This window comes from Vagococcus acidifermentans (assembly GCF_003987655.1).
Taxonomy (GTDB): domain Bacteria; phylum Bacillota; class Bacilli; order Lactobacillales; family Vagococcaceae; genus Vagococcus_B; species Vagococcus_B acidifermentans.
On sequence record NZ_NGKC01000001.1, the window covers coordinates 247,094 to 269,922 of the forward strand.

The 22,829-nt window shown below is 45.8% G+C and carries 23 protein-coding genes and 2 pseudogenes; 22 read left to right on the top strand and 3 right to left on the bottom strand.

The annotated features are described in order from the left end of the window. Positions 1-224 precede the first annotated feature (224 nt). From CBF27_RS01240 to CBF27_RS01310, 15 genes and pseudogenes are all read left to right on the top strand, one after another. The gene (locus CBF27_RS01240; protein WP_126811583.1) at positions 225-638 is read left to right on the top strand and encodes a PTS sugar transporter subunit IIA; all 414 of its coding nucleotides are present in this window, start codon (positions 225-227) and stop codon (positions 636-638) included. Positions 639-668: 30 nt separating this feature from the next. After that, positions 669-1,142 (top strand): PTS sugar transporter subunit IIB, encoded by a 474-nt coding sequence (locus tag CBF27_RS01245; RefSeq protein WP_126811932.1) that lies wholly within the window; start codon positions 669-671, stop codon positions 1,140-1,142. 24 nt (positions 1,143-1,166) lie between these two features. Beyond that, a complete protein-coding gene (locus tag CBF27_RS01250; RefSeq protein WP_126811585.1) occupies positions 1,167-1,934 on the top strand; it encodes a PTS mannose/fructose/sorbose/N-acetylgalactosamine transporter subunit IIC in 768 nt (255 codons plus the stop codon). Further along, on the top strand, positions 1,934-2,791 hold the full coding sequence (locus tag CBF27_RS01255) for a PTS system mannose/fructose/sorbose family transporter subunit IID (RefSeq protein ID WP_126811587.1): 858 nt from the start codon (positions 1,934-1,936) through the stop codon (positions 2,789-2,791). Before CBF27_RS01250 ends, CBF27_RS01255 begins: the two co-directional genes overlap by 1 nt. A gap of 21 nt (positions 2,792-2,812) precedes the next feature. Continuing rightward, complete coding sequence (gene rpiB, locus CBF27_RS01260) at positions 2,813-3,253, top strand: ribose 5-phosphate isomerase B (RefSeq protein WP_126811589.1); 441 nt, start codon at positions 2,813-2,815, stop codon at positions 3,251-3,253. A 505-nt stretch (positions 3,254-3,758) separates the two neighbouring features. Beyond that, positions 3,759-5,110, top strand: a pseudogene (locus tag CBF27_RS01265) (peptide MFS transporter). Between the two features lie 346 nt (positions 5,111-5,456). Next, on the top strand, positions 5,457-7,289 hold the full coding sequence (locus CBF27_RS01270; protein ID WP_126811591.1) for a bacterial Ig-like domain-containing protein: 1,833 nt from the start codon (positions 5,457-5,459) through the stop codon (positions 7,287-7,289). Continuing rightward, on the top strand, positions 7,286-7,588 hold the full coding sequence (locus tag CBF27_RS01275) for a hypothetical protein (RefSeq protein WP_126811593.1): 303 nt from the start codon (positions 7,286-7,288) through the stop codon (positions 7,586-7,588). The genes CBF27_RS01270 and CBF27_RS01275 overlap by 4 nt, the downstream gene beginning before the upstream one ends. After that, positions 7,578-8,054: a hypothetical protein gene (locus CBF27_RS01280; RefSeq protein WP_126811596.1), complete on the top strand. Its 477-nt coding sequence runs from the start codon at positions 7,578-7,580 to the stop codon at positions 8,052-8,054. The genes CBF27_RS01275 and CBF27_RS01280 overlap by 11 nt, the downstream gene beginning before the upstream one ends. Positions 8,055-8,065: 11 nt before the next feature. After that, positions 8,066-8,554, top strand: coding sequence for a hypothetical protein (locus tag CBF27_RS01285; RefSeq protein ID WP_126811598.1), 489 nt, complete (start codon positions 8,066-8,068; stop codon positions 8,552-8,554). A 49-nt stretch (positions 8,555-8,603) separates the two neighbouring features. Further along, positions 8,604-9,599, top strand: a complete 996-nt coding sequence (locus CBF27_RS01290) for a DUF916 domain-containing protein (RefSeq protein ID WP_126811600.1) — start codon at positions 8,604-8,606, stop codon at positions 9,597-9,599. Positions 9,600-9,746: 147 nt separating this feature from the next. Beyond that, positions 9,747-10,634, top strand: coding sequence for a proline iminopeptidase-family hydrolase (locus CBF27_RS01295; protein ID WP_126811602.1), 888 nt, complete (start codon positions 9,747-9,749; stop codon positions 10,632-10,634). 276 nt (positions 10,635-10,910) lie between these two features. Next, positions 10,911-13,169, top strand: coding sequence for a pyruvate formate lyase family protein (locus CBF27_RS01300; RefSeq protein ID WP_126811604.1), 2,259 nt, complete (start codon positions 10,911-10,913; stop codon positions 13,167-13,169). A gap of 24 nt (positions 13,170-13,193) precedes the next feature. Beyond that, positions 13,194-13,490, top strand: a complete 297-nt coding sequence (locus CBF27_RS01305; protein WP_126811606.1) for a glycine radical domain-containing protein — start codon at positions 13,194-13,196, stop codon at positions 13,488-13,490. 21 nt (positions 13,491-13,511) lie between these two features. Beyond that, positions 13,512-14,459, top strand: coding sequence for a glycyl-radical enzyme activating protein (locus CBF27_RS01310; protein ID WP_126811608.1), 948 nt, complete (start codon positions 13,512-13,514; stop codon positions 14,457-14,459). A gap of 113 nt (positions 14,460-14,572) precedes the next feature. On the opposite strand, the gene CBF27_RS01315 is transcribed toward CBF27_RS01310, so the two are convergent. Together CBF27_RS01315 and CBF27_RS01320 are read right to left on the bottom strand one after the other, a co-directional pair. Further along, the gene (locus tag CBF27_RS01315; protein ID WP_126811610.1) at positions 14,573-15,340 is read right to left on the bottom strand and encodes a DeoR/GlpR family DNA-binding transcription regulator; all 768 of its coding nucleotides are present in this window, start codon (positions 15,338-15,340) and stop codon (positions 14,573-14,575) included. A gap of 20 nt (positions 15,341-15,360) precedes the next feature. Next, positions 15,361-16,104 (bottom strand): hypothetical protein, encoded by a 744-nt coding sequence (locus CBF27_RS01320; protein WP_126811612.1) that lies wholly within the window; start codon positions 16,102-16,104, stop codon positions 15,361-15,363. 165 nt (positions 16,105-16,269) lie between these two features. Here CBF27_RS01320 and ulaG point away from each other — a divergent pair, with 165 nt between their 5' ends. The 7 genes and pseudogenes from ulaG to CBF27_RS01355 all read left to right on the top strand — a co-directional run bounded on the left by ulaG (position 16,270) and on the right by CBF27_RS01355 (position 21,944). Continuing rightward, a complete protein-coding gene (gene ulaG, locus CBF27_RS01325; RefSeq protein WP_425469910.1) occupies positions 16,270-17,334 on the top strand; it encodes an L-ascorbate 6-phosphate lactonase in 1,065 nt (354 codons plus the stop codon). A gap of 43 nt (positions 17,335-17,377) precedes the next feature. Continuing rightward, the gene (locus CBF27_RS01330) at positions 17,378-17,836 is read left to right on the top strand and encodes a PTS sugar transporter subunit IIA (protein WP_126811615.1); all 459 of its coding nucleotides are present in this window, start codon (positions 17,378-17,380) and stop codon (positions 17,834-17,836) included. Positions 17,837-17,859: 23 nt separating this feature from the next. Beyond that, positions 17,860-19,341, top strand: a complete 1,482-nt coding sequence (locus CBF27_RS01335) for a PTS ascorbate transporter subunit IIC (protein WP_425469911.1) — start codon at positions 17,860-17,862, stop codon at positions 19,339-19,341. 32 nt (positions 19,342-19,373) lie between these two features. Then, positions 19,374-19,672 (top strand): annotated as a pseudogene (locus CBF27_RS01340) (PTS sugar transporter subunit IIB). 69 nt (positions 19,673-19,741) lie between these two features. Continuing rightward, complete coding sequence (locus CBF27_RS01345) at positions 19,742-20,380, top strand: 3-keto-L-gulonate-6-phosphate decarboxylase UlaD (protein ID WP_126811617.1); 639 nt, start codon at positions 19,742-19,744, stop codon at positions 20,378-20,380. Positions 20,381-20,386: 6 nt separating this feature from the next. Next, complete coding sequence (locus CBF27_RS01350) at positions 20,387-21,244, top strand: L-ribulose-5-phosphate 3-epimerase (RefSeq protein ID WP_126811619.1); 858 nt, start codon at positions 20,387-20,389, stop codon at positions 21,242-21,244. Between the two features lie 13 nt (positions 21,245-21,257). Next, positions 21,258-21,944, top strand: coding sequence for an L-ribulose-5-phosphate 4-epimerase (locus tag CBF27_RS01355; RefSeq protein WP_126811935.1), 687 nt, complete (start codon positions 21,258-21,260; stop codon positions 21,942-21,944). A gap of 57 nt (positions 21,945-22,001) precedes the next feature. Here CBF27_RS01355 and CBF27_RS01360 read toward each other — a convergent pair whose 3' ends face one another. Then, complete coding sequence (locus CBF27_RS01360) at positions 22,002-22,790, bottom strand: MurR/RpiR family transcriptional regulator (RefSeq protein ID WP_126811621.1); 789 nt, start codon at positions 22,788-22,790, stop codon at positions 22,002-22,004. Positions 22,791-22,829 lie beyond the last annotated feature (39 nt).

Consider the following 22,829-nt stretch of genomic DNA (forward strand, 5'->3'; position numbering starts at 1 on the left):
AAAAAATCTGCAATAGACTAATCGGCTTTGTGTTAGCGTTTTAAAAAATCGTATATAAGACGTGCCAGCTGATGCTTGTGACGAAATAGTTGTCATAAAAAAAGTGGAAACGTTGGTATGGCAACGTTTTTATGTTTTTGTCAGAAGAAATGTAACAAAGAAAAAATGACACAGATAACTTGGCACGAGACTTGCTATATAGTAATTGAAAGGAAGTGAAGTAGATGCAGGGAATACTGATTGTCACTCATGGCAAAATGGCAGAAGGACTGATGGACAGTTTAGAGTTGATTATGGGAGCACAAAGCAATTATCGCACGTTAAGTTTGTGTCATGGCGACAATATTAATTTATTTGCTGAACAAATCCAAGAAGAAATTAAAGCCTTGGATACCGGCAGCGGCGTTATTGTTTTTGCTGATTTGTTTTCTGCGAGTCCTTACAATCAGACAGCAATGGGCTTGAAACATCTGACAGGTCAAAAAGTCCGGTTGATTTCAGGCGTTAATTTACCCATGCTGGTAGAAGCATTCAATCAACGAATGCTCGGCACGTCATTGGATGATATGTACAAATCAGTCATGTCTGTCGGAAAGGATGGGATTAAGGAATTTTTTGAAGAACTCGAACGCGTGTAACGCAAGTCTAATTTAGAGGAGAGATTGATGATGGGTAGCATTGTATTGGCAAGAATAGATGACCGTTTGATTCACGGACAGGTAATGACAGCGTGGCTGCAGTATACTGGCGGCAATCATATTGTGATTGTTGATGAACCGACAGCAGCGGATGAATTTACCAAATCTATTATTTCTATGGCTGTACCAAGCGGTATTGATTTAACGATTGCCGGGGTGGAAGAAGGGACGGAGGTATTGAAAAACCTGCCGGCAAATGACCGTGTCATTATTTTAACGAAAGGTCCGGAAACTTATTTGCAGTTGATAGAAAATGGCGTGCCTCTTGAAAAAATAATTATTGGGGGCATGGGTGCAAATAAAAACAGAAGCAAGTTTTATAAGAATATTTCGGCTTCGGAAGAAGAAAAAGAAATTTTCCGGAAAATTATTGAGCATGGCTGCGAGTTAGAGGTCCATATTATTCCAGATGAGAAAGCTGTGTCAGTGAAAGGTATTTTATAAAAAAATTACAAGGAGGAAAAAAGTATGCAAATCAGTATAGTGCAATCGATTCTGATTGGTCTTGTTTACTATTTGGGTATTAACGGCACACCGTGGATTACGCTTGTTGGTACACACGGCTGGATGCGCCCGCTGGTAAACGGTACGATTGTTGGTCTAATTTTAGGAGATCCTGTTCAGGGATGTATCATCGGTGCGGCAATCAACTTGCCATACTTAGCATTTATTTCCGCAGGCGGTACAGTCGCTATGGACCCGGCTCTTGCAGGGACTTTGGGCACGGCTTTGGCGATGGCGGCTAATGTTGAGCCGGCAGTTGCTGTTACACTGGCAGTACCACTGGGCTTGCTGGGCACATTGGTATGGGTAGCTCACATGACAGTTGACATTACATTTGTTCACATGGCTGACAAAGCAGCTGAAAAAGGTGACATTGACCGAATTAATTTTCTTCACATTGTTCCACCGCAATTATTTTTACTAGCTATCACAGTTATTCCGGTTGCATTGGCTTCTTATCTTGGTGCAGATGCAGTTGCGGGCGTAATTGACAAGTTGGGCGGTAAACCATTGGAAGTATTGTCGACTATCGGCGGTATCTTGCCGGCATTGGGGATTGCGATGAACTTGCGCTCCATGAACGGTAAAGGCACATTGATTTTCTTCTTACTCGGTTTCCTGCTTTCCATTTACTCAGGACTGCCGACGCTACCAATTTCAGTTTTTGCAGCAGTTATCGCTTACGTCTTTACGGAATTATATTTGAATAAAAAGAATGGGAGGGCAGCGTAATGACAGAACAAATCAATGAACAGAATACTGAAAAAAAGTTGACAAAACGCGAAGTTGCTAAGGCTTTTTGGCGCTGGACATTCTTTTCTCATGCGAACTACAACTATGAACGACTGCAAGCAACAGGGGTCGTTCATGCATTGACACCAGTACTGAAAAAGCTTTACGGGAAAGATCCGGATGAAATGAAGGCGGCTTTGGAACGCCACATGCAGTTCTTTAACACAGAACCTTCTTTTGGCGGCCCGATTTTATCCATGACTATTGCCATGGAAGAGCAGCGGGCAAATGGTGCTGAAATCGATGATGGTACTATCAACGGGTTGAAGACAGGATTGATGGGGCCTTTAGCCGGTATCGGCGACACGCTTTGGCAAGGTACGCTGATTCCAATTCTCTTGTCCTTTACACTGTCATTCGGTGCACAAGGGAATATCATCATGGGGCCGGTTGCATTTTTCGTGCTGCACTTAGGGATTATGACAACACTGGCATATTTCTTGTGGATGAAAGGGTATGAAACTGGTAAAGAAGGAATACAAAAAATGCTGTCCGGTTCGCTTTTGCCTTATGTGATGACATTTTCTCAAACACTTGGGGCGATTGTTATCGGGTCTCTGGCGGCATCGTTTGTCAAAGTCGGCACAGCAGCATCTATAAAATTGAGCAGTGATAAAGTGCTGTCCATTCAAACAGATGTGCTGGATACCTTACTTTTAGGCCTGCTGCCTTTGGGTGTTACAATGTTAACTTACGCGTTACTGAAAAAGAAAATGAAACCGACAACAGTCTTGCTTATTTTAATTTTAGGCGGTGGCGTTCTAGCCGCACTAGGATTGATTACCAATGCTTATTAAGCAGTTGCGGAGATGACACAAATGACAGTATATATTGCAAGTGATCATGGAGGCGTAGAACACAAGGAACTGATCAAAGCGTTTTTGGCGGAAAAAGGTATTGCAGTGGAAGACTTGGGTGTATCGACGACGGACAGTGTTGATTATCCGGATTATGCTGAAAAAGTTTGCCGGAAAATCCAAGAGTCACCGGAAGACAGAGGTATCTTGGTCTGCGGCACGGGCATAGGCATGAGTATTGCGGCTAATAAATTTCAAGGCATTCGTGCGGCGCTGGTCGGTGATTGTTTCTCTGCCAAAGCGACCCGGGAACACAATGACACAAACGTGTTGTGTTTGGGGCAGCGCGTGATTGGGGGAGGACTGGCGTTGATGATTGTCGATATTTGGCTAAACACAGCATTCTTGGACCAACGCCACCAGCAACGACTAGATAAAATTTCGGAAATTGAGCAACATTAAATGAGAAAGAGGTCAGAAACATTCTCACGCAAGGAGAAGTTATCTGGCCTCTTTTTGCTATGGAAGATGAAAATAAAACACGAGAGTTACTGTCAAGATTAAGCGATGGTGATACACACAAATAACATAGTGAAGAAAATCTCAAAAAAATGTTTCTTTGTTCGTTTTTTAGATGATGATGTGTTAAGATGGCCTCTTTTTTGACTGATTAACAGAACGTTTATTAAAATAAATTCCGTTGAAGTGTTCCCTTTATCTGTACAGTAGAGTAGAATGGCGATGGGAGTAGCGTGTCGGGACAGTACAACAAAAGAAAGGAGATATATCTTTAATTACAATCGGAAGAAAAAGCGCCATTATTTGAGAAATATTGAACAATATTATAGATGGTGCCCGGTCAAAGCTCAGGGAAATGTTTGGGTTGTTTGCTCGCGGCAGCTGCACGGCTGTTGAGCAGATGGTTGCAAGAATAAGATAAAAAGATGATGATGGGAAGGAAAACAGGATGGAAAACGTAACAAAAAAAAGAAAGCCTTTCGGATTTTATGTTTGTTCGCTAGGATTTTCTTTTGAACGCTGTGCTTTTTATACGGTGAAGTATATGCTGGCGGTTTGGATAGCAACGACTGTCGGCAAGGGCGGATTGGGATTTGATGATGTGAAAGGGGCATCTATGTCGGCAACATTTGTCGCGATGACCTATATCACACCAATCATCGGCGGCTACATTGCCGATTATTGGCTGAGTCCGCGTCTGTGTGTGGCGTCAGGCATGATTTTAATGGGGATTGGTTATTTGTTTACATGGAAAGCTGATTCTATTACTTATGTCTGGATAATGATTATTTTGGTATCAATCGGTACCGGCTTATTTAAAGGGAATTTATCAGGAGTCAACGGGTTGCTGTTCAATGATGAAAAAGAACTGGACGAGGCTTTCTCAGTGCAATATTCATTTGTTAATATCGGTTCATTTATCGGAACCACTTTTTTGGTTTTGCTGATACCCAAATTCGGCTTTAATTTTGTGTTTTTAATTTGTGCCCTGCTGCTGTTTATTGATGCCATCTGGTTTATCGGCAACAGCAGAGCGCTTGGCGATGCAGGGAAAAACCGTTTAAAGTTGACCAGCGTCAGTTTAAATCGGAGAAAGAAACAACGCCGGGTGAGGCAAAGCCGCTGACAGCAGAGGATAAAAAACGCGTATTTGCCATTATTTTAGTCACATTATTTTCTGTCGTTTTCTGGATGGTCTGGTACCTTGCTTATATGCCGGCGTATTATTATTTTGGATACGGTGACGGAGCCGGATTTTTAGGCCGAGCGAATTGGATGGTCGGGAATTTCAAAGTGCCAACAGCATATTTTGATTCCATGAATGCACTGACGTGTATTGTGCTGGGGCCGGTGCTGGGCCGACTATGGACTAAACTGGCTGCCCGTCCGAAAGGTGATATCAGCATGTTTAAGAAGACCGCGCTGGGCATGATGTTAGTCGGTGTGTCTTACGTGGTCATGGTGATTGCCGACAAGGTTGGTGATGGCTCCACGTCCATTATTTGGATTGTCATGGTCAGCCTGTTGATGTCAGTCGGCGAGATGGTCTTTTCACCACTCGGCAACTCTTTTATTACAAAGCTTGCCCCGGCTAAATTAATGGGCATGCTGCTCGGCTTCTGGCCGATAGCAGTGTTTTTCTCAAACATGCTGTATCCAAAAGTCTACAGCTTTTTGAAAACTGATATTCCGTCACAATTTCAGCTGGGCTATGGTATTTTGGCAGCAATCGTCATTGTACTAGGTTTGATTCTATGGTTTTCAAGCAAGAGTCTGGATAAATTGGAAGCAACTGAATAGTAAGCACACAAGTGTGTTTGGGGGCAAGTTCCGGTAATCAATCGATACCGGAACTTGTTTTTTATTAAAAGAGACATTTTTGAAAAATAGGAACTATTTTGTTCTTTAAATTAAAGGGCGATTTATAAAAAACGCTGTATGAGATAACGATGATAACTTTCCCATAGTTTCTTAATATAACTTTAAGCTGAAGTCTGAACACCTGTTTCTTAAAAGTATAAAAAACCCAAGAAATTCGCAAAGTCAAAACCCTGGTTATTTATAAAACAAGCAAGCGATTTTTGACTTACAAAAAATACTTGCTTAGAATAAAATAACATGAAGGGCAAAAAAGGGGGCGAGTGTGTTGAATCAGGGAGACAATGAAAAACGGCAGTACAGTTTCGGCTTGTTTGTGAGGTGGGCGACAGTCGGTATGTTGCTGTGTGCGCCGTTGAGTCCGGTTTATGCAAATGATGGGAGCCAGACCACGGATATTATAACAGATGAGCTGACTTCTGATATATCATCGGAGGAAGAGCAAGACACAGCACCAGAAGAAGCTGAAAATGAAACGGGAGCTGAGCCGGCAACCGTAGCATCTGATGAAACAGCTAATGAACCAAACGAAAAACCTGCATCCTTTGAATCTGAAGTCGACAGCATGCTACTAGAGGAGAAACCATCTGATGAACAGGTGCCGCTTCTGGGCAGAACGATTTCATCGGATGTGATGCTGTTGGAAGCACATGAGCATGCAGAGCGTTTGGGAAGGTTGTTGGAATTCATGAAGGAAGGGACGATACAGACCGCGGCAGGGTACGGTGGAATCAAGGCGCTCTGGACACGAAATCTCAATAACTGTGTAATAGACCCGCAAATTCTGGGGAATTTTGAAGGGGACTCCGTTCGTTTTGACGTGACTTTCCCTGATAATATTGCTTATTTTGAAGAGGGGAAAAGTGTGCCATTCACAGAAGAAGACACCGGCAAATCTACTTGGATAACCGAAGGAATGCAGTATGCGCTCTATTCGCCGGAAATGACCAATGATGTCTATGCTGTCAATCATGCTGGTGACATTCAGGTGCATATTTTCGCCAGCGAAGCGGCCTCTTATATTGAATTTGTGCGTTTGGAGGACAAGCAGACAGGCACATTTGACACATCCTTTGAGCTGAGGGGAATTAAAAGCCAGTTGAATGTGGAAGAAGGCAGTCTGAGAGAGAGTTCGGCACAAAATGCCGCAAAAGAACATGATTTTTCCGGGAAGTTTTATACGACGACCGATATGGTGTATGATTTCGAGTCGTGGATTAAGCAAGATTTAACCAATATTTCGGTTCAGGACATCGTAATCCCTACAGCAGCCCACGGCGGAAGCTGGTCGCCGGAAGCAGCATTCATAGCAGCGACAGATAGTATCGGCCAGCAGCTGACTATCGATCAGCTGGAAATTACTGGTGACGTGGATGTGAGTATGCCGGGGATTTATCCGGTCAGCTACCAGTATGGTCAAACAGAACAGATAGCCGCAGTCAGAGTGGACGGCACCTGGCTGGAGCAGCTACAAGATAAAGTAGTCGTGTATCGACATGCGGCTCTTGATTTGAATCAGGCACTCCGCATCACCAATTCAGAAGGAGAAGAGGTACCGTTTGATGCAGCACGGCATGTGGCAAACTCTACACTTGAGTTTGATGAGGACGGGTTTATTGTCAGCGAGCCAGGAGAGTACGAAGTCACGTGTCGTGTGTCACTGCCGTGGCAAGGCTCCGACGGCGACAGATTAGTGACCGTTCCTGTTACAGTGATGGCAAATACGCTTGAACTTGAAGTACCTTCAACGGTTGACTTTGGCAGTTATATTCTTGGTACGCCAAACAGCCGGCTGTTCTGGCATTCGGCCGAAGACATCAGTGTTGATGACACCAGACAAGACAGTAGCGGCTGGCAGTTGACAGCCAAAGTGGTTGACAGCCGCCATGAGGATTTTCCGTCTGTCGTATGCTTTAATAATCAGCCGCTAACTGAAACTGTTGTCGTGGGTGAATCACGCGTATCTGGAAAGACCATTGTCAGCCAGAATTGGGGTGAAGGGCAAGGTGTGATGATTGATTACACCTATGCAGAAACCGTTCGGACAGATACTGCGACAATTGAATGGACATTGCACGCGTCGGGGGAGATACAGGAATGATGGCCAAAAAATATATGTTGTTAGCCGTTTTGACCGCTATCTTTGCATTGACAGTGTTTTCTGCTGACAATGAGGTTGCGGCAGACACCTCAGCTGCGTCAAAAATAACGGTTCATTTGATTGATGGACATGAGCCAAGCGCTCGTCAATCAAATGAAAAACAGCTGAATAATTTATCAGGAAAGCACCTGCCGAAAACAAACGAATCCGGCGACAAGTGGGGATTAACAACCGCTGGCGGGATGTTGCTCGTAGGAATATGCCAGCAGTATATGAGGAGAAAACAACATGAAGATTAAACAATTTTTGGGGATAGCCTGTTTATTCGGAAGTTTTCTTTTGGGAACGCTGGAAGTGTCAGCGGCTCACGGCCGAACAGTCATCAAGGCAGAAATTACCGAAGGAACATTAAGCATGACCTCGCCGACTGATTTGGATTATACGCTGTCATTGACAGGCGAAGACGAAATCGTACCGCTCGGCAGTCTGGAAACCACAATCGGTGATTTTCGCGGTGAAAAATCCGGCTGGCAATTGACAGCCAAGTCGCCGAACTACCGCGACTATCGGCAACATTACACAGTTCATGTTAATGGCGTAGGTGTGACGGATGAGCATCGTGTCATCATCTTTCGCGACAACAGTACAGTCACTGAAACAGTGAGTCTGGAAACAAATTTGGAGATCTCAGCTGATGCACAGGCTGGTTCTTATATAGCGAATTTCGAATGGAATTTGCAACCTTTAAAAAAAATAGATGAATAGGGGATGGAAGTATGAAAAAGACAATGATTGCGGGGATGCTGCTATGCGGGGGATTGATGATTGCGGCGAACGGACATGTAGCATCTGCGGCTGACGGAAAAACCGAGGTTACGGCGGAAGTGACACCGGGTATATTGGAATTAAAGGTACCGGATAAGATTGACTTCGGCTCACAGCCTTTAAGTGATAATGTAAAATTTGACCAGCAGGAGGTGGAATACACTATTAACGACTACACAGGTTCGACGTCTGGACATATTATTAATGCAAGAATAACTTCCGTGTCAGATGATGAAAAATATTTTATAATTAATGGGATTAAGGTCGCACAAGCATCATTTGGTAATGCAGTAATTGCTACCGATAAAAATGATGTCGGTGAAAGTAAAAAAACCACAACTGCGGATTTATCATACACAAATCTTAGAAGGCTTGGAACAAATGATTTCACTGTAGAGTGGGAAATAAGAGCAAACGAAAGCGAAAATATGGCTGAATAAAAATGGAAAGGAGAGCAATCTCCTTTTTATTTTCCTGAAGGGGGTTATTATGAAAAAACGTAGCGTGCTTTTATTTTTAACTATGTTGTGTCAATTGCTGGCATGCTTTTCCGGAACGATTCACAATGCAGAATCGGAGGGAGGCTATGCAGTCAGCCCGATTTTTTCGGAGCATCAAAAAGAAGGTGTTTTGGAATTCTTTGATATCCGCTGGACGCCGGGAGGAACAGACACATTTGGCATTCGCATCGTCAATAAATCAGAAAATGACCAAACTTATATTGTTTCATTGAACAAAGCTCGAACGAACAGCAACGGCGTTATCGATTATTCTACACCGGCAGATAAAAGTACAGCGGAGACGGGAGCGATTCATCAGTTTGTCACGATACCTGAAGAAATCGTTGTAGCAGCCAACAGCAGCGAAGTTGTCGAAGGCACGGTGTCGTTTCCTGACGAGGACTTCAATGGTCTGGTGATGGGAGGCGTCAATATTTCTGAAAAGAAGATTGATAATGCGGGAAAAGGAGTGACGAACATTGTGTCATACACTTTTCCGATTGTGTTAAGGGGCAATATTGACGAGCGTCCTGAACCGGTTATCACGCTGGAGAAACTTTCTATTGAACCAGTCACCTCGGACAGCCATGCGTTACATATCGCACTGAATAATCATGGTCCCAATTTGTTAAAGGATGTGGCAGTTACTGTAAATCTCAGTGATCAAAATGGACAGGTGAAAGAAAGCCGTGAAAGCTCGCTGGATATGACACCGGCTACTGAATTTATTTACCCTGTAGAGCTGACGGGAAAACTGGCTGAAGGCGACTATTATGTGACGGTCAAGCTAGTTCACAGCAGTGGGCAGGAATGGACGTTTGACGACACGTTGACGATTAGTGGCAAGCAGGCAAAAGAATTGGCAAAGAGCACACCGGGAAATGGTTTGCCGCTGCAGTACTTTATACCAATAGCAGTTATCGGGCTGTTGGCAGGCTGGTTTCTGCTTAAAAAAAATCGCCGGCACGATTCCAGTAATCAATAGAAGAGCGAGTATTCAACAAGTAACTGCCAATTCGTTTGAATGGCAGTTTTATTTTTCCATGTATGCTTCAGATTCACAGTAAAACAGCATTAAACGACTATTTATATAGTATAATAAATGAAAGGGATGATAAAAGGAGGAAGGAAAATGAAGGGACGCACACAAATTGTCACATTATCGACCGGGCACCATGTCTGGACGCGTCGTGTGGGAAATGGCCCTGCCCATATTCTGCTTCTTCACGGCGGCCCCGGCATGACCCATGAGTATTTGGAGTCGCTGGCCGAATTTTTGTCACCAGAAGATGTATCGTTATATTTTTATGACCAGCTGGGTTCTTATTATTCTGACCAGCCGGATGATCCATCGCTCTGGAACATGGCGCGGTTTAAGGGTGAAGTCGAAGAAGTCCGGCAGGCGCTGGGGTTGGAAGATTTTTATTTGTTCGGTTCCTCGTGGGGCGGATTTTTAGCGATTGACTATGCGCTTTCTCATCAGGAGTCTTTGAAGGCCCTTATATTATCCAATACCACCGCCAGCATCCGTTCCTACTGCGACTATATCACGGAACTCAGAAGCCGGGCACCTGAAGCTGTCCAAAAAAAATGGGCGGCGTATGAATCTCAAGGAAGTTATGACAATGAAGAATACACGCAACTGTTGGACGAGTATTTGAATAGCCGCTATATTTGCCGCTTGAGTCCATGGCCGGAGCCGGTGGTGCGGAGCTTTGACCGGGTGAATCAGCAGGTGTATGAAACCTTGCACGGTCCTAACGAATTTTTTGTGAGCGGCAATTACAAAGAATGGGACAGATGGGAGCATCTTCAGGAAATAACTGTACCGACGCTGGTCCTTGGTGCAGAAAACGACTCCATGAGTGTGGCGGACCAGTACCGCATGGGAGAAAAACTGCCAAATGCCAGAGTGGCGATTTGTCCTGTCGGCAGTCATTTATCCATGTGGGATGACCAAGCCAATTATTTCCATTACCTAACAGAATTTTTAACAGCAGTCGAATCGGGCAAGTTTTGACCCACAGTGAGCTGAAGGCTCCATAAAGACGCGTGGCACGGGCAGTGTTTGGCTTGTCATGCGTTTTTTTGACATGGACTGTCAACTAATGGATTTTATTCATAAATATGTCTAGAAACGTTCATAAAACACTTGTTTAGTGTGATATAATAAATTCGTGGATAATAAAAGAACGTCCGTTTTTTAGGGTGAATGCGACAACGTGCAAAAGGTTGCGACTTGCTATCAGGTCACCATAAAAATGAAAGCGGATTCTAAAAAGGAAGGAGTGTTACAATGGACAAGCTGAAAGGCGGTGTATTGGGGCAGGAAATTCGCAGCGGCAACGTGGCAAAAGTCGGCAGTACCAAGAGAATTCAAGAGCTAAACGGCATGCTCCATGCCAACCGGCCGAATGTGGATATCACAAGAGCACGGGCCTATACCAACATTTACAAGCAGACAGAAGGACAGCCGCCGCTACGCCGGCGCTACCAGGCTGCCGCGGAAGTTTACCGCACGTTGACGGATGTTGTATATGACCACGAACAGCTGGTGGGATGGCCGACACAGCGGATTCGCGGGGCCAATTTCGCAATTGAGCTGCATGCGCATTGGCTGGCGGAGGATTTGCCGAAACTGCGGAACCGGATTTACGACCCGTTTGAAATCACGGATGAGGATTACGCGGAACTGATGGAGGTGCATATTCCCTACTGGAAGGATAAAACCTTGGCATCGCAGTGGCAGACATATGTATCGCCGGAAGAGTTCGAACGGGCGCAAACGGGCGGCGTGTCGGATGTCAGCAACTATATTTGCTCCAACGGGTCCCACTTTATCCCGTCGTGGCGCGATGTTATCGCCAATGGTTTCCAAAAGTACTATCATGAGGCGAAAGAGTTGCTTGAGAAGTTGGATCCGAATGATCCTGAGTCAATCGAAAAGAGAGAGTTTTACCAGGGGATTATGGAAGTTTCTCTGGCTATTCGTGATTGGGGCAACAGGTTGTCGCAATCTTGTGCACGCAAAGCTGAGGAAGAAAAAGACCCCGTGCGCCGTCAAGAGCTGTTAAATATGTCGGAAATGGTTAAAAAAGTGCCGTGGGGTCCGGCGGAGAGTTTCTACGAAGCGTGTCAAACGGCGTGGAGTGTCTGCTTCTTCTTGTTTGTGGAAGGGGCGGGACCGTCCATCACATGGGGACGCTTTGACCAGTACATGTATCCGTATTATAAAAAAGACCTTGAAGCTGGACGGATTACTCCTGAAAAAGCGCTGGAGCTGATTGAAGAATTATACATCCGGGTCACGTCCAATGTCTGGTTTCAATCAACGAATATGGCAACGATTTTCGGCGGTTATTACCGCTACCCGCATCTGGATGTCGGCGGACTGGACGAGTTCGGTAAAGATGCCTCGAATGAATTGTCTTATTTGTGTCTGCGGGCGATGCGCTATGCGAAGACGACTTCCCCGGCCGTCAGCTTGCTGCTGCATCAAAAAACGCCGGATTCCCTGCTTTACGAGGCGTGCGAGCTGGCTGCAGAAGGCATGGGGCACCCGTCGTTCTTTAATTGCGAAGGGCTTTATCGAATGTTGGAACGCCGGGCTGCCGGCAGTCAAGGTTACAGCAAGTACACCCGTGATCAGATTTTAACGCTTGGATCGCCGATTGGCTGTGTGGAACCGGGAGTCGAAGGGCTGCAGTATGGTCACACCGACTCGGGCATCATCAATGTAGCGGGCGCGGCTCTGTGTGCGGTGACAAATGGTGTGAAGGCGGAAAATGTCGATGGTTCATTCTGCGGGAAAGTAGTCACGTATGAAAGCGGGGCACCTGAAACGCTGACGGATTGGGCGTCGTTTTTGACAGCAGTCAAAGGACAAATCACCTACGCCATCAAAGAAGCCCACGCTAATCTGATTATTTGTGAAAAACTTTTGGCAGAGCAGTTCAACTTGCCGACGTTCACCATGCTTCTGACAGGTGCAATTGAAAAAGGAAAGGATGCCACGGCCGGCGGTTCCTATGCTGATGTCGGCCCGACGATGAACATGCTGGGCTTTGCGACGATGGTCGACTCCGTTGCCGCTGTCAAAAAAGTGGTGTATGAGGACAAAGAAGCAACACTGGCGGAAGTCCGTGATGCGTGTCTTGCCAATTTTAAAGGGTATGAAACATTGCAGATGAAATTGCAGAGCGCTCCTAAATATGGCAACGACGACGATTTTGCCGATGATATCGCCAGCGACTTGTGGCGGCATTTTGCAGAAGTGACGAACTCGCTGAAGATGTACCGGGGTCATTACTGCGATGCGGCAGTGCAGATGGTCCAGTCCAATGTCGGATTCGGTGCGATGACCGGTGCGACGCCGAACGGCCGCTTGGCAGGCACGCCGGTGTCGGACACGATGTCGGCCAGCCAGCAGGCGGATACGCAAGGCCCGACGGCTGCCGCGAGAAGTTACAGCAAACTTGATTTCCCGCTGTTTAGAAACGGCACGCTGCTGAACATGTGGGTCAGCGGTTCTGAATTGATTCGAGCAGACGGTTAATGAAACGAATGGAGGTAGAACAGCATGCAGACAATACGTGATATGGAATTGTCCTGTCCGGATGCAACATATGTTGAACCGGCATATAAAGAGGCGGGCATGGCAAACTTTTGCAACTTGGTGAGGACCATGCTGAATGATTACGGGGTGTACCATGTGCAGTTCAATACAATTAACAAAGAAACATTGATTGATGCGAAAGCCCACCCGGAGAATTATCCGACATTGATGGTCCGGGTGGCAGGCTACAGTGTCTACTGGACCGATATCAGCGAACGCGTCCAAGACGACATCATCGCCCGAACAGAGCATACGTTTTAAGACAGGCTGGAGGCAAAGCAAATGGCAAAGACAGCAGTGATATTCGATATAGAAAGATTTCGCAACGAGGACGGCCCAGGAATACGCACGATTATTTTTTTCAAAGGCTGTCCGCTGAGATGCGACTGGTGCAGCAACCCATTTGGTTTAGCTCCTGCGCCTCAGTTGGTTGTTAATCAGGAACGGTGTGTCGGCTGCGGCAACTGTGTGACAGTCTGCCCGGATGTCAACCGTCTTGTCAATCAAACAGTTTGTGCTGATTTTTCCAAATGCCGGACTTGCGGGAAATGTGTGCCGGTTTGTCCGGTCGACGCCCGGAAAATAACGGGGAAAGAGTACACGGTTCACGATTTGTTTCAGGAAGTGGCGAAAGACGCGGCCTTTTACCGGAGAAGCGGCGGCGGTGTGACATTGTCCGGCGGCGAAGTACTGCTTCAATATGAGGCTGCCGCAGACTTGCTGAAACGGTGCCGGAAGAATTATATTTCTACATGTATCGAAACGTCGGCCTTTGCCCCTTGGGAACAACTGGAACAAGTGGCACGTTACTGCGATTATGTATTTGTTGACTTGAAACATACTGATGACATGAAACACAAAGAACGTGTCGGAGTGTCCAATATACTGATACTGTCAAATATTCAACGGCTGTGTTCATATGCAGCGGAGCGGGAAACGGTCGTTATCGTGCGCAAACCGATTATTCCGGGCTATAATGACGATGACGCAGAAACGATAAGAACAGCCGAGTTTTTGTCACATCTGGCCGGCTCGCCGGAGATAAACCTGCTCCCGTACCACAACTTCGGGGAGTCTAAATATGAGATGATTGGGCTGACTTATCCGATGAGCAGCACACCAGTCCTTGAGGAGACCAGTCCTGAAATGAAACGGGTGCAGGCCCTTCTTCAGGCGTATGCACCGGCCAATCGGGTAAGTATCGGCGGCGGAGAAATTGCTGCAAAATAATCTGAATGTCTCATCATGTAAAGCTGCGGAAAGTAAGGTTCTCCGCAGTTTTTTTTGCAAAAAACCCGGCTCACAGCGGATGTTAGTTAAACGCTGTGAGCCGGGTTTTAAGTTTAGGTCGGTACTTGGATAACTCTTACCCCTTGCTTTTCAATGGCGGTCAGACACGCCTGATCAGCAAAGGTATCCGTAATCAAAGTATCAATATCAGATATCTCGCCGATGGTGAAATTGGAAGACTTGCCGATTTTACGGTAATCTGCGACGACAACCAGTTTGCCGGAGTTTTCAATAATTTTTGAATTGATGCGCGCTTCGTGCATGACAGAAGTCGAAATACCGGTTGACAGAGCGAGTCCGCTGCAGCCGATAATGCTGATATCGGAACGGGCAGCGGAAAATGACTCCATCGCAATGTCGCCAGACAGCGCCTGTTTCGGGTACCTGATTTCGCCGCCGCTTAAAATAATAGCGGATTTCGGATTATGTTCCATACCGATGACCGTCGTGTTGTTTGTCAGCAAACTGATGGCTTTATCTTTTAAATAAGCGAGTGCTTGGACAGCCGTGCTGCTCGTGTTGATAAAGACGGTATCTCTGTCATCGACATAGGAGGCGGCTTCTTTAGCGAGGCACTTTTTGATATGTTCAATGGGTTCGCTCGCTACAAGCTGCGAGTCATCCAGCGGCAGGAGCTCGATTTTTCCGAAAGACTGCCTGATTTGCCCCATTTCGCTGAGCACGCTGCAATCTCTGCGGACAGTCATTTCAGAAACATTCAGTTTGCGGCTCAGCGTTTTGACGTTGGAGACTTCCAAATCTTGCAATATACTGATTAATAATTTTCTCCGGTCTGCTACTTCTTCGTGTGAGCGTTTCATGATGTCACATCCTTATGCGTTTAATTGATTAAAGTTTTTTGTGCGAGAGCTGAATGTTTGGCAGCATTCAGCGAGTCATTCAAGGCGCGATAGGAATCGGCCAGCATGGTATTCAAATAAGATTTTTCGCGGTTATTCAAGCGTGTCGTGTCGACTTTTTTAAAAGCTTTGACACTTCTGCTGTAGCGGTTGTCAAGTGCGTACGCGACGCCGGCGATTTCATCCCAGGAAAAAAGCGGGCTGTACGCCTTTTGCTTGAGTTTTTTTATATCTTTTAAATGAGCTGCGGCTTCTTTGCCGGCCGCGGTATCTCCTAGAAAATAATGGCAGTGCAGCTGATTGTGATAATAGATGAATAAATTATCAACAGTAGACCGGAAAAACGTTTGGTGCGTATCCATGTGCGCCAAACAGTCGCGGTATCTTTTCTCGTCCAGCAGCAAAAGGGAATCGAACAGAATGAGAGAATGTTTGAAGCCGTTGAATAGGTCTCTCTGTCTCAGTTTTTTTTGCCTGCTTTTTGCCAGTTCGATGTTGGTATCAACTGTCAGGGCTTCAATCATATCCCGGTAAAGTTTCTTTAAATAATCGTAGTAAAGAGTGATGCCTAACACGGCAATGCCTACTATACTGTAAAACAACTTCAGTTTATAATCACTTGCACTGAAAATTAGTTTCCCCATGTACAGCATGAAAACAAAATAAAGAAGCCAATGGAAAACGATTTTCAGACTGCTGATGATGCTCCAACTCCATTTTCTCATATAATGTTCACCTCACGTAAAATTATAACATAAACAAAAGTTATTACCATATAAAGACTTTAAATTAACATAAAAAAAGTTAGTTTAACATATAACGAACTTGAAAGCGATTGAAATCATGTTAAACTTAACGTGTAACTTGTTAGTGCAAGAGGGGGAAAAATTGTGGCAAATGTAAACGATGTGACACGAGAAAACTGGATAATGTCGACCTTTCCTGAGTGGGGGACATATCTTAATGAAGAAATCGAAAAGGTGCAGGTGGCTGAAGGGACGGTCGCCATGTGGTGGCTTGGGTGTACTGGTATTTGGCTAAAGAGTCATGAAAACACGAATATTTTATGTGATTTGTGGTGCGGCACTGGTAAGCGGTCTCACGGCGACGGATTGATGAAGAAAGGTCATCAGATGATGCGCATGAGCGGCGTCCGCAACATGCAGCCCAATTTGCGGACACAGCCGTTTGTGATTGACCCGTTTGCAATCAAAGATGTGGATGCGCTGGTTGTGACACACATTCATTCAGACCATCTGGACATCAATACAGCAGCGGCCGTTCATCAAAACTGCCCAGACGCGTTGTTTATCGGTCCGGCGGAAGTCGTGGACACGTGGCTTAGATGGGGCATTCCTAAAGAAAAAACAGTGGTGGTAAAACCGGGCGATGAAGTCGCCGTCAAAGACATCACGGTTGTGGCACTGGAAGCCTTCGACCGGACAGCGCTCATCACCTGTGACGATCCAAAACGGACACTGAAAGGGCACATGCCGCAGGAGATGGATGTGATTGCTGTTAACTATTTGTTTAAAACAAGCGGCGGCAATATTTATCACGCGGGCGATTCGCATTACTCCAATTATTTTGCCAAACACGGCAATGACCATCAGATTGATGTTTGCCTCGGTGCTTACGGCGAGAACCCGCGGGGGATCACGGACAAATTAACATCGGTAGACATATTGAGAATGGCAGAGTCGTTGAATGCCAAGGTCGTCATTCCTGTCCATCATGACATCTGGTCGAATTTCATGGCAGACCCGAAGGAAATCATCGAGCTGTGGCGGTTCAAAAAAGACCGACTCAACTATGCTTTTAAACCGTACATTTGGCAGGTCGGCGGCAAATTCACTTACCCGTTAAATAAAGATGATTTGGAATTTAATTTTTACCGCGGATTTGATGATGCGTTCATTGATGAAAACGATACGCCGTTCACGTCATTTTTATAATCTGGTTGCTTGATAGTAATTTGAACTGTAAGGAGAGAAGCCGATGTTACGATATTTTTCAGATAACCATCTAATTAAATTTTCAGAAGAACAACCGGCAAATTGGGAAGATGCGATACGCATGAGCGGCGAAATCATGAAGGAGAAGGGACTGATTACTGACCAGTACGTAAAAGACGTGATCCGCGATGTTCATGAATATGGTCCGTACATCGTTATTGTGCCGGGCGTTGCGATGCCGCACTCCTCTGCTGAGAGCGAAGGGGTGCTGGGCACAGGGATCGGTTTAACCATTATGCCGCAAGAAGTGTCCTTTGAAGAGGGGAATCCTGAAAAAAGCGCTAAGCTGTTCTTTATGCTGGCGGCAAAAGATCAGGATGCCCATATAACCAATATCGCAAAATTGTCTGACCTGCTGATGCAGGAAAACATGGTAGAGGAATTATTGGATATTAAAACGATGTCTGACTATACAGCTGTGATGACCAAGCACGGTATGTGACAGGCAGAGAGGGGATTAGGAAAATGGGAGATTTATTATTGAGAGGCTGGGATTATTTTGCACAGAACATTTTGACACAACCGGCATTTTTAATTGGGTTTATCGTCTTGATCGGCTATGTTCTTCTGAAAAAACCATTGTATGAGTGTGTGGCGGGATTTTTGAAAGCAACTGTCGGGTACTTGATTTTGACAGTGGGGTCAGGCGGGCTGGTTAATAACTTCCGGCCGATTCTCGTCGGATTGAAGGAGCGGTTCCAGCTGGATGCGATGGTGACGGACCCGTATTTCGGACAAAATGCTGTGACTGCGGGTATTGAAGAAACGTTCGGCCGCACGTTCGGTGACACGATGCTTTTGTTGTTGATTGCTTTTATTTTTAATATTTTACTGGTCCGGTTCAAAAAATATACGAAACTGCGGGCAGTGTTTACGACCGGGAACGTGCAAGTCCAGCAGGCGGCGACGGCTTTCTGGCTGCTGTTGTTCTGTTTCCCTGATTTGGGACGAATTGAAGTACTTTTGATAATGGGGTTGATATTGGGTTGTTACTGGGCCGTCGGGTCTAATTTAACTGTGGGGATTTGTCAGGATTTAACAGAAGGTGCCGGCTTTGCCATTGCTCACCAGCAAATGTTTGGGGTGTACATGTTTGCCAGATTGTCGGAACGGTTCAAAAAGAACGGCAAAAATAAAAAACTGGAAGACATTGAGCTGCCGGGCTTTCTATCGATTTTCAATGAAAATATGGTTTCCACGTCTATCTTGATGCTGGTATTCTTTGGTATCATATTGGTCGTGCTGGGTCAAGATTATTTGATAGAGGCCGGCTTCATGATGGAAAATCAAAGTTTTCTGTTCTATATTTTGCAGACGTCTTTAATGTTTGCAGTGTATCTGGCTATTTTGCAGCTAGGCGTCAGGACATTCGTGTCGGAGCTGACGGAGTCTTTTCAAGGGATCTCCAATACGATTTTGCCGGGGGCTGTTCCGGGAATCGATATTGCCGCCACGTTCGGTTTCGGTTCGCCTAATGCGGTGACAATCGGGTTTTTGTTTGGGGCACTGGGCCAGTTTCTGATGATTCTGTTGCTGATTGCAATCAAGTCGCCGACCATCGTTATCGCCGGATTTATCCCGTTGTTCTTTGACAATGCAGCTATAGCTGTCTTTGCGAACAACCGCGGCGGTATCAAAGCAGCTTGCATCTTCCCGTTTATTTCAGGTATCGTCCAAATTATCGGGTCGGCATTGATTGCCACTTGGGTCGGCCTGTCGCAATACGGCGGCTATCTGGGAATGTTTGACTGGGCAACTGTGTGGCCGTTCTTTACAGTCTTAATGAAATTTTTAGGGTATGTCGGCATCGTGGCAGTTGTCCTGATTTTGCTGGCTATCCCGCAAATTCAATACCGGCATAATCCGGAAGGCTATTTCTTGATTGTTGATGATTATGACAGCTATGTTAAAAAACGTGAAAAAGGTCTCACCGGCAAAACAGCATAATCGAAATTTTAAGTTTAATGGGGGAATAAACCATGAGAGTATTAGTATCTTGTGCAAACGGTTCTGGAACAAGTCTGATGATGAAGCGAAGTGTGGAGAAAGCTTTAAAAGCGGAAGGATTCAACATCACTAACATCCACCACTGTGCCATTTCTGAAGGCAAAAGTACCGCTAAAAATTATGATGTGGTGTTCACACCAATGAATTTTATCAACATGTTTGATGCGGCAAAAGAAAAAGGTGTGATTGTGATAGTGTAAAAAATGTCATGTCGCCGAAAGAAATCAGCGAGCGGGTCAAGGAAAGCAGCTTGGCTGAGAAGTTTAAATAGATTGTAATCAGTAGGGATGAGAGAGTTGAACTCGTCTCATCCCTTTACATATGAAGAGGAGATAGAAGCATGAGTAGACCAAATTTGCAAATTGCCTGCGATCATTCTGATTTGCCGAGCGCTTTGGCGGACGTCAAACAAGTCGGCGACATCGTCGATATCGTGGAAGCGGGAACAATTTTGATGCTGCAGGCGGGGGCGGATGCCGTGGCTTGCCTGCGGGCACTGTACCCGGATAAAATCATTGTTGCTGATACGAAATGTGCGGACGCCGGCGGTACGGTTGGGAAAAACTGTGCCGATGCAGGGGCAGATTGGATGACAGTCATCTGCTCTGCCACGATTCCGACGATGAAAGCAGCAGCCAAGGAACTAGAAGAAGTCCAAGTCGAGCTGTACGGCGACTGGACGTTTGAACAGGCACAGCGGTGGCTGGATGCCGGCATTTCGCAAGCCATCTATCATCAAAGCCGGGATGCCTTGCTTGCCGGGGAAACATGGGGAAAACGGGATATCGCAAAGGTCAAACAGCTGATTGAAATGGGCTTCAGAGTTTCAGTGACCGGCGGTTTGAGTGTTGAAACATTGAAGCTGTTCCAAGGGATTGACGTGTATACCTTTATTACGGGCAGAGGCATTACCTCAGCAGCTGACCCTAAACAAGCGGCTTTGGACTTTAAGCAGGAAATTGTACGCATCTGGGGGTAGGTTGAGATGAGTTTGATTGGGATTTATGAAAAAGCGACTCCGAAAGACGTGACTTGGCTTGAACGACTTCAGTTTGCTGGACAGCTTGGCTTTGATTTTGTTGAAATGTCCGTGGATGAAACTGACGAGCGCTTGTCCCGACTTGACTGGAGCCGCCGGCAGCGCAAAGAAGTGATAGATGCAATTCATCAAACAGGGATCAAGATTTTGTCGATGTGTCTAAGCGGGCACAGACGCTACCCGTTCGGTTCTGAAGACCGGGAAAAACGTGCGCAAGCCATGACTATCATCAAAAAGGCAGTGGATCTGGCATCGGATTTAGGCATCCGCTGTATCCAGCTGGCAGGCTATGATGTTTATTATGAAGAGAAGTCGTTAAGCAGCCGCGAATGGTTTGTGGAAAATTTGCAGGAGGCTGTCGCGATTGCTTCTTCCAAAGGGATTGTCTTGTCCATCGAAATCATGGACGACCCGTTTATCAATTCCATCACCAAATTTTTAGCCATAAAAGAACAGATACCGTCGCCTTATCTGCAAGTGTATCCGGATTTAGGCAATCTGTCGGCTTGGCCTGAGAACGATGTCGGCTACGAACTTGAAAAGGGAATTGCTGCCATTTCGCAAATTCATTTGAAAGACACATTGGCAGTAACAGCTGATTTCTCAGGCAAATTCAAGGGCGTGCCTTTTGGTGACGGCTGTGTGGATTTTGACGGCTGTTTGAAGCTGCTGAAGCGCTTAAACTATAACGGGCCGTTTGTCATTGAACTGTGGAGCGAAACAAGCGACGACCCCAAAGCAGAGATTGAGGCAGCTAAACGGTTCTTGCTGCCTAAACTGAAAGAGGCGAACTATATTGCGTGATACCATAAGAGAAATGAAACAGCGTGTTTTTGAAGCGAATCTGGCATTGCCTGATGCCGGGTTGATTAAGCTGACTTGGGGGAATGTCAGTGAGATTGACCGGGAAGCGGGCGTTATCGTCATCAAACCAAGCGGCGTGCCCTATGCCGAAATGACAGCAGAGAGCATGGTCGCAACGGATTTGGCCGGTGTTCCATTGGATGCGAAAGGGTTGAAGCCGTCATCCGACCTTGCCACACACGTGGTTTTGTACCGGCATTTTGAAAAAGTCAATGCGATAGTCCACACCCATTCAACCAATGCTGTCAAATGGGCGCAGGCCCGCAGGGATATCCCGGCTTACGGGACAACTCACGCCGATACGTTTTACGGTGCGGTGCCGTGCACGCGGCCATTGTCGCAAGAGGAAATCGTTTCTGCCTACGAGGAAGAGACCGGCAATGTGATTGTCGCGACCTTTCAAGAGCGGCACCTTGACCCGTTGTCCTGTCCGGCTGTCATCGTCAGCGGACACGGACCGTTTACTTGGGGGAAAAGCTGTCAGGAAGCAGTGCAGAACAGTGTTGTGCTGGATGAAGTTGCCGGTATGGCACTTGGTACGGAGCTGCTGAATGCAGATATTGCCAGCATTGACCAGTATTTACTGGACAAACATTATTACCGGAAACATGGCAAAGATGCCTATTACGGGCAAGTTTAAAAAAAATAACCGGCAGGTGAAGCTGAGTGCTTCCCTGCCGTTTTTTGTTTGAAGAAATTATTTCGCTGAGCCCTTATTTGAAGAAGTCCGGATGACATAGGCATCAATGATGATTCGGCTGATGATTAACAAAGGCAGTCTTGAATGGACTTCGTATTCAGGGATATACGTCTGCGAGCTTTTATGTCCGGTGAAGAGCGTATCGGATAGAGCTGCCAGCCGGCTGTGTTCGTTTGTTGTCAGTGTGATGGTGTGGACGCCGTTTTTCTGACAGTTTTCAGCAGCGACGACTAACTCTTCCGTTTCCCCGCCTAATGAAATAAAGATGACTAAATCTTCTTTTTTGATGCGCTCACTTCTGATTTTGATGATGTTCGGGTCGTCGTGCAGTTCGGAATATTTATCCAGCAGTTGAAATTTAATAGCCATTTCGTTGGCGATCCATACGGAAAATCCGCGGGCAAAAATAAATATGCGGCGGGCATTTTGAATCGTCTGGATAGTGTCTTCGATGACATCGCTGTTTAAGTTGGCGATGGTATTCAGCACTTCGATTTTGTTTTTATTGATGGCTTTTTTGATTTCGGAATCAGCGATATCCATGGACAGCAATTCATCCTGGTTGGCAGACTTCAGTGTGTGTTTAAATGCTGTATAGCCTTCAAAGCCTTTTTTCTTCATCGTCCTGACGACTGTTGCGGTCGATACGTTTGCTAACTCGCTTAATCTGACAATGCTGAGTTTAGGAATATCAGTGATGTGGTCGTTAATATACTGCCATAGAAATGATTCGGAATCACTTAGCTCGGTGTGTTTAGTCACATTAATTTCCTTTCTCTTAGTCATTATGTAAAGTTTTTCATGATTTCCTCTCTACTATAACGA

Coding starts and splice junctions, on each gene's coding strand:
- CBF27_RS01240 (WP_126811583.1), top strand. CDS start 225: ATGCAGGGAATACTGATTGTCACTCATGGCAAAATGGCAGAAGGACTG.
- CBF27_RS01245 (WP_126811932.1), top strand. CDS start 669: ATGGGTAGCATTGTATTGGCAAGAATAGATGACCGTTTGATTCACGGA.
- CBF27_RS01250 (WP_126811585.1), top strand. CDS start 1,167: ATGCAAATCAGTATAGTGCAATCGATTCTGATTGGTCTTGTTTACTAT.
- CBF27_RS01255 (WP_126811587.1), top strand. CDS start 1,934: ATGACAGAACAAATCAATGAACAGAATACTGAAAAAAAGTTGACAAAA.
- rpiB (WP_126811589.1), top strand. CDS start 2,813: ATGACAGTATATATTGCAAGTGATCATGGAGGCGTAGAACACAAGGAA.
- CBF27_RS01275 (WP_126811593.1), top strand. CDS start 7,286: ATGATGGCCAAAAAATATATGTTGTTAGCCGTTTTGACCGCTATCTTT.
- CBF27_RS01280 (WP_126811596.1), top strand. CDS start 7,578: ATGAAGATTAAACAATTTTTGGGGATAGCCTGTTTATTCGGAAGTTTT.
- CBF27_RS01285 (WP_126811598.1), top strand. CDS start 8,066: ATGAAAAAGACAATGATTGCGGGGATGCTGCTATGCGGGGGATTGATG.
- CBF27_RS01290 (WP_126811600.1), top strand. CDS start 8,604: ATGAAAAAACGTAGCGTGCTTTTATTTTTAACTATGTTGTGTCAATTG.
- CBF27_RS01295 (WP_126811602.1), top strand. CDS start 9,747: ATGAAGGGACGCACACAAATTGTCACATTATCGACCGGGCACCATGTC.
- CBF27_RS01300 (WP_126811604.1), top strand. CDS start 10,911: ATGGACAAGCTGAAAGGCGGTGTATTGGGGCAGGAAATTCGCAGCGGC.
- CBF27_RS01305 (WP_126811606.1), top strand. CDS start 13,194: ATGCAGACAATACGTGATATGGAATTGTCCTGTCCGGATGCAACATAT.
- CBF27_RS01310 (WP_126811608.1), top strand. CDS start 13,512: ATGGCAAAGACAGCAGTGATATTCGATATAGAAAGATTTCGCAACGAG.
- CBF27_RS01315 (WP_126811610.1), bottom strand. CDS start 15,340: ATGAAACGCTCACACGAAGAAGTAGCAGACCGGAGAAAATTATTAATC.
- CBF27_RS01320 (WP_126811612.1), bottom strand. CDS start 16,104: ATGAGAAAATGGAGTTGGAGCATCATCAGCAGTCTGAAAATCGTTTTC.
- CBF27_RS01330 (WP_126811615.1), top strand. CDS start 17,378: ATGTTACGATATTTTTCAGATAACCATCTAATTAAATTTTCAGAAGAA.
- CBF27_RS01335 (WP_425469911.1), top strand. CDS start 17,860: ATGGGAGATTTATTATTGAGAGGCTGGGATTATTTTGCACAGAACATT.
- CBF27_RS01345 (WP_126811617.1), top strand. CDS start 19,742: ATGAGTAGACCAAATTTGCAAATTGCCTGCGATCATTCTGATTTGCCG.
- CBF27_RS01350 (WP_126811619.1), top strand. CDS start 20,387: ATGAGTTTGATTGGGATTTATGAAAAAGCGACTCCGAAAGACGTGACT.
- CBF27_RS01355 (WP_126811935.1), top strand. CDS start 21,258: ATGAAACAGCGTGTTTTTGAAGCGAATCTGGCATTGCCTGATGCCGGG.
- CBF27_RS01360 (WP_126811621.1), bottom strand. CDS start 22,790: ATGACTAAGAGAAAGGAAATTAATGTGACTAAACACACCGAGCTAAGT.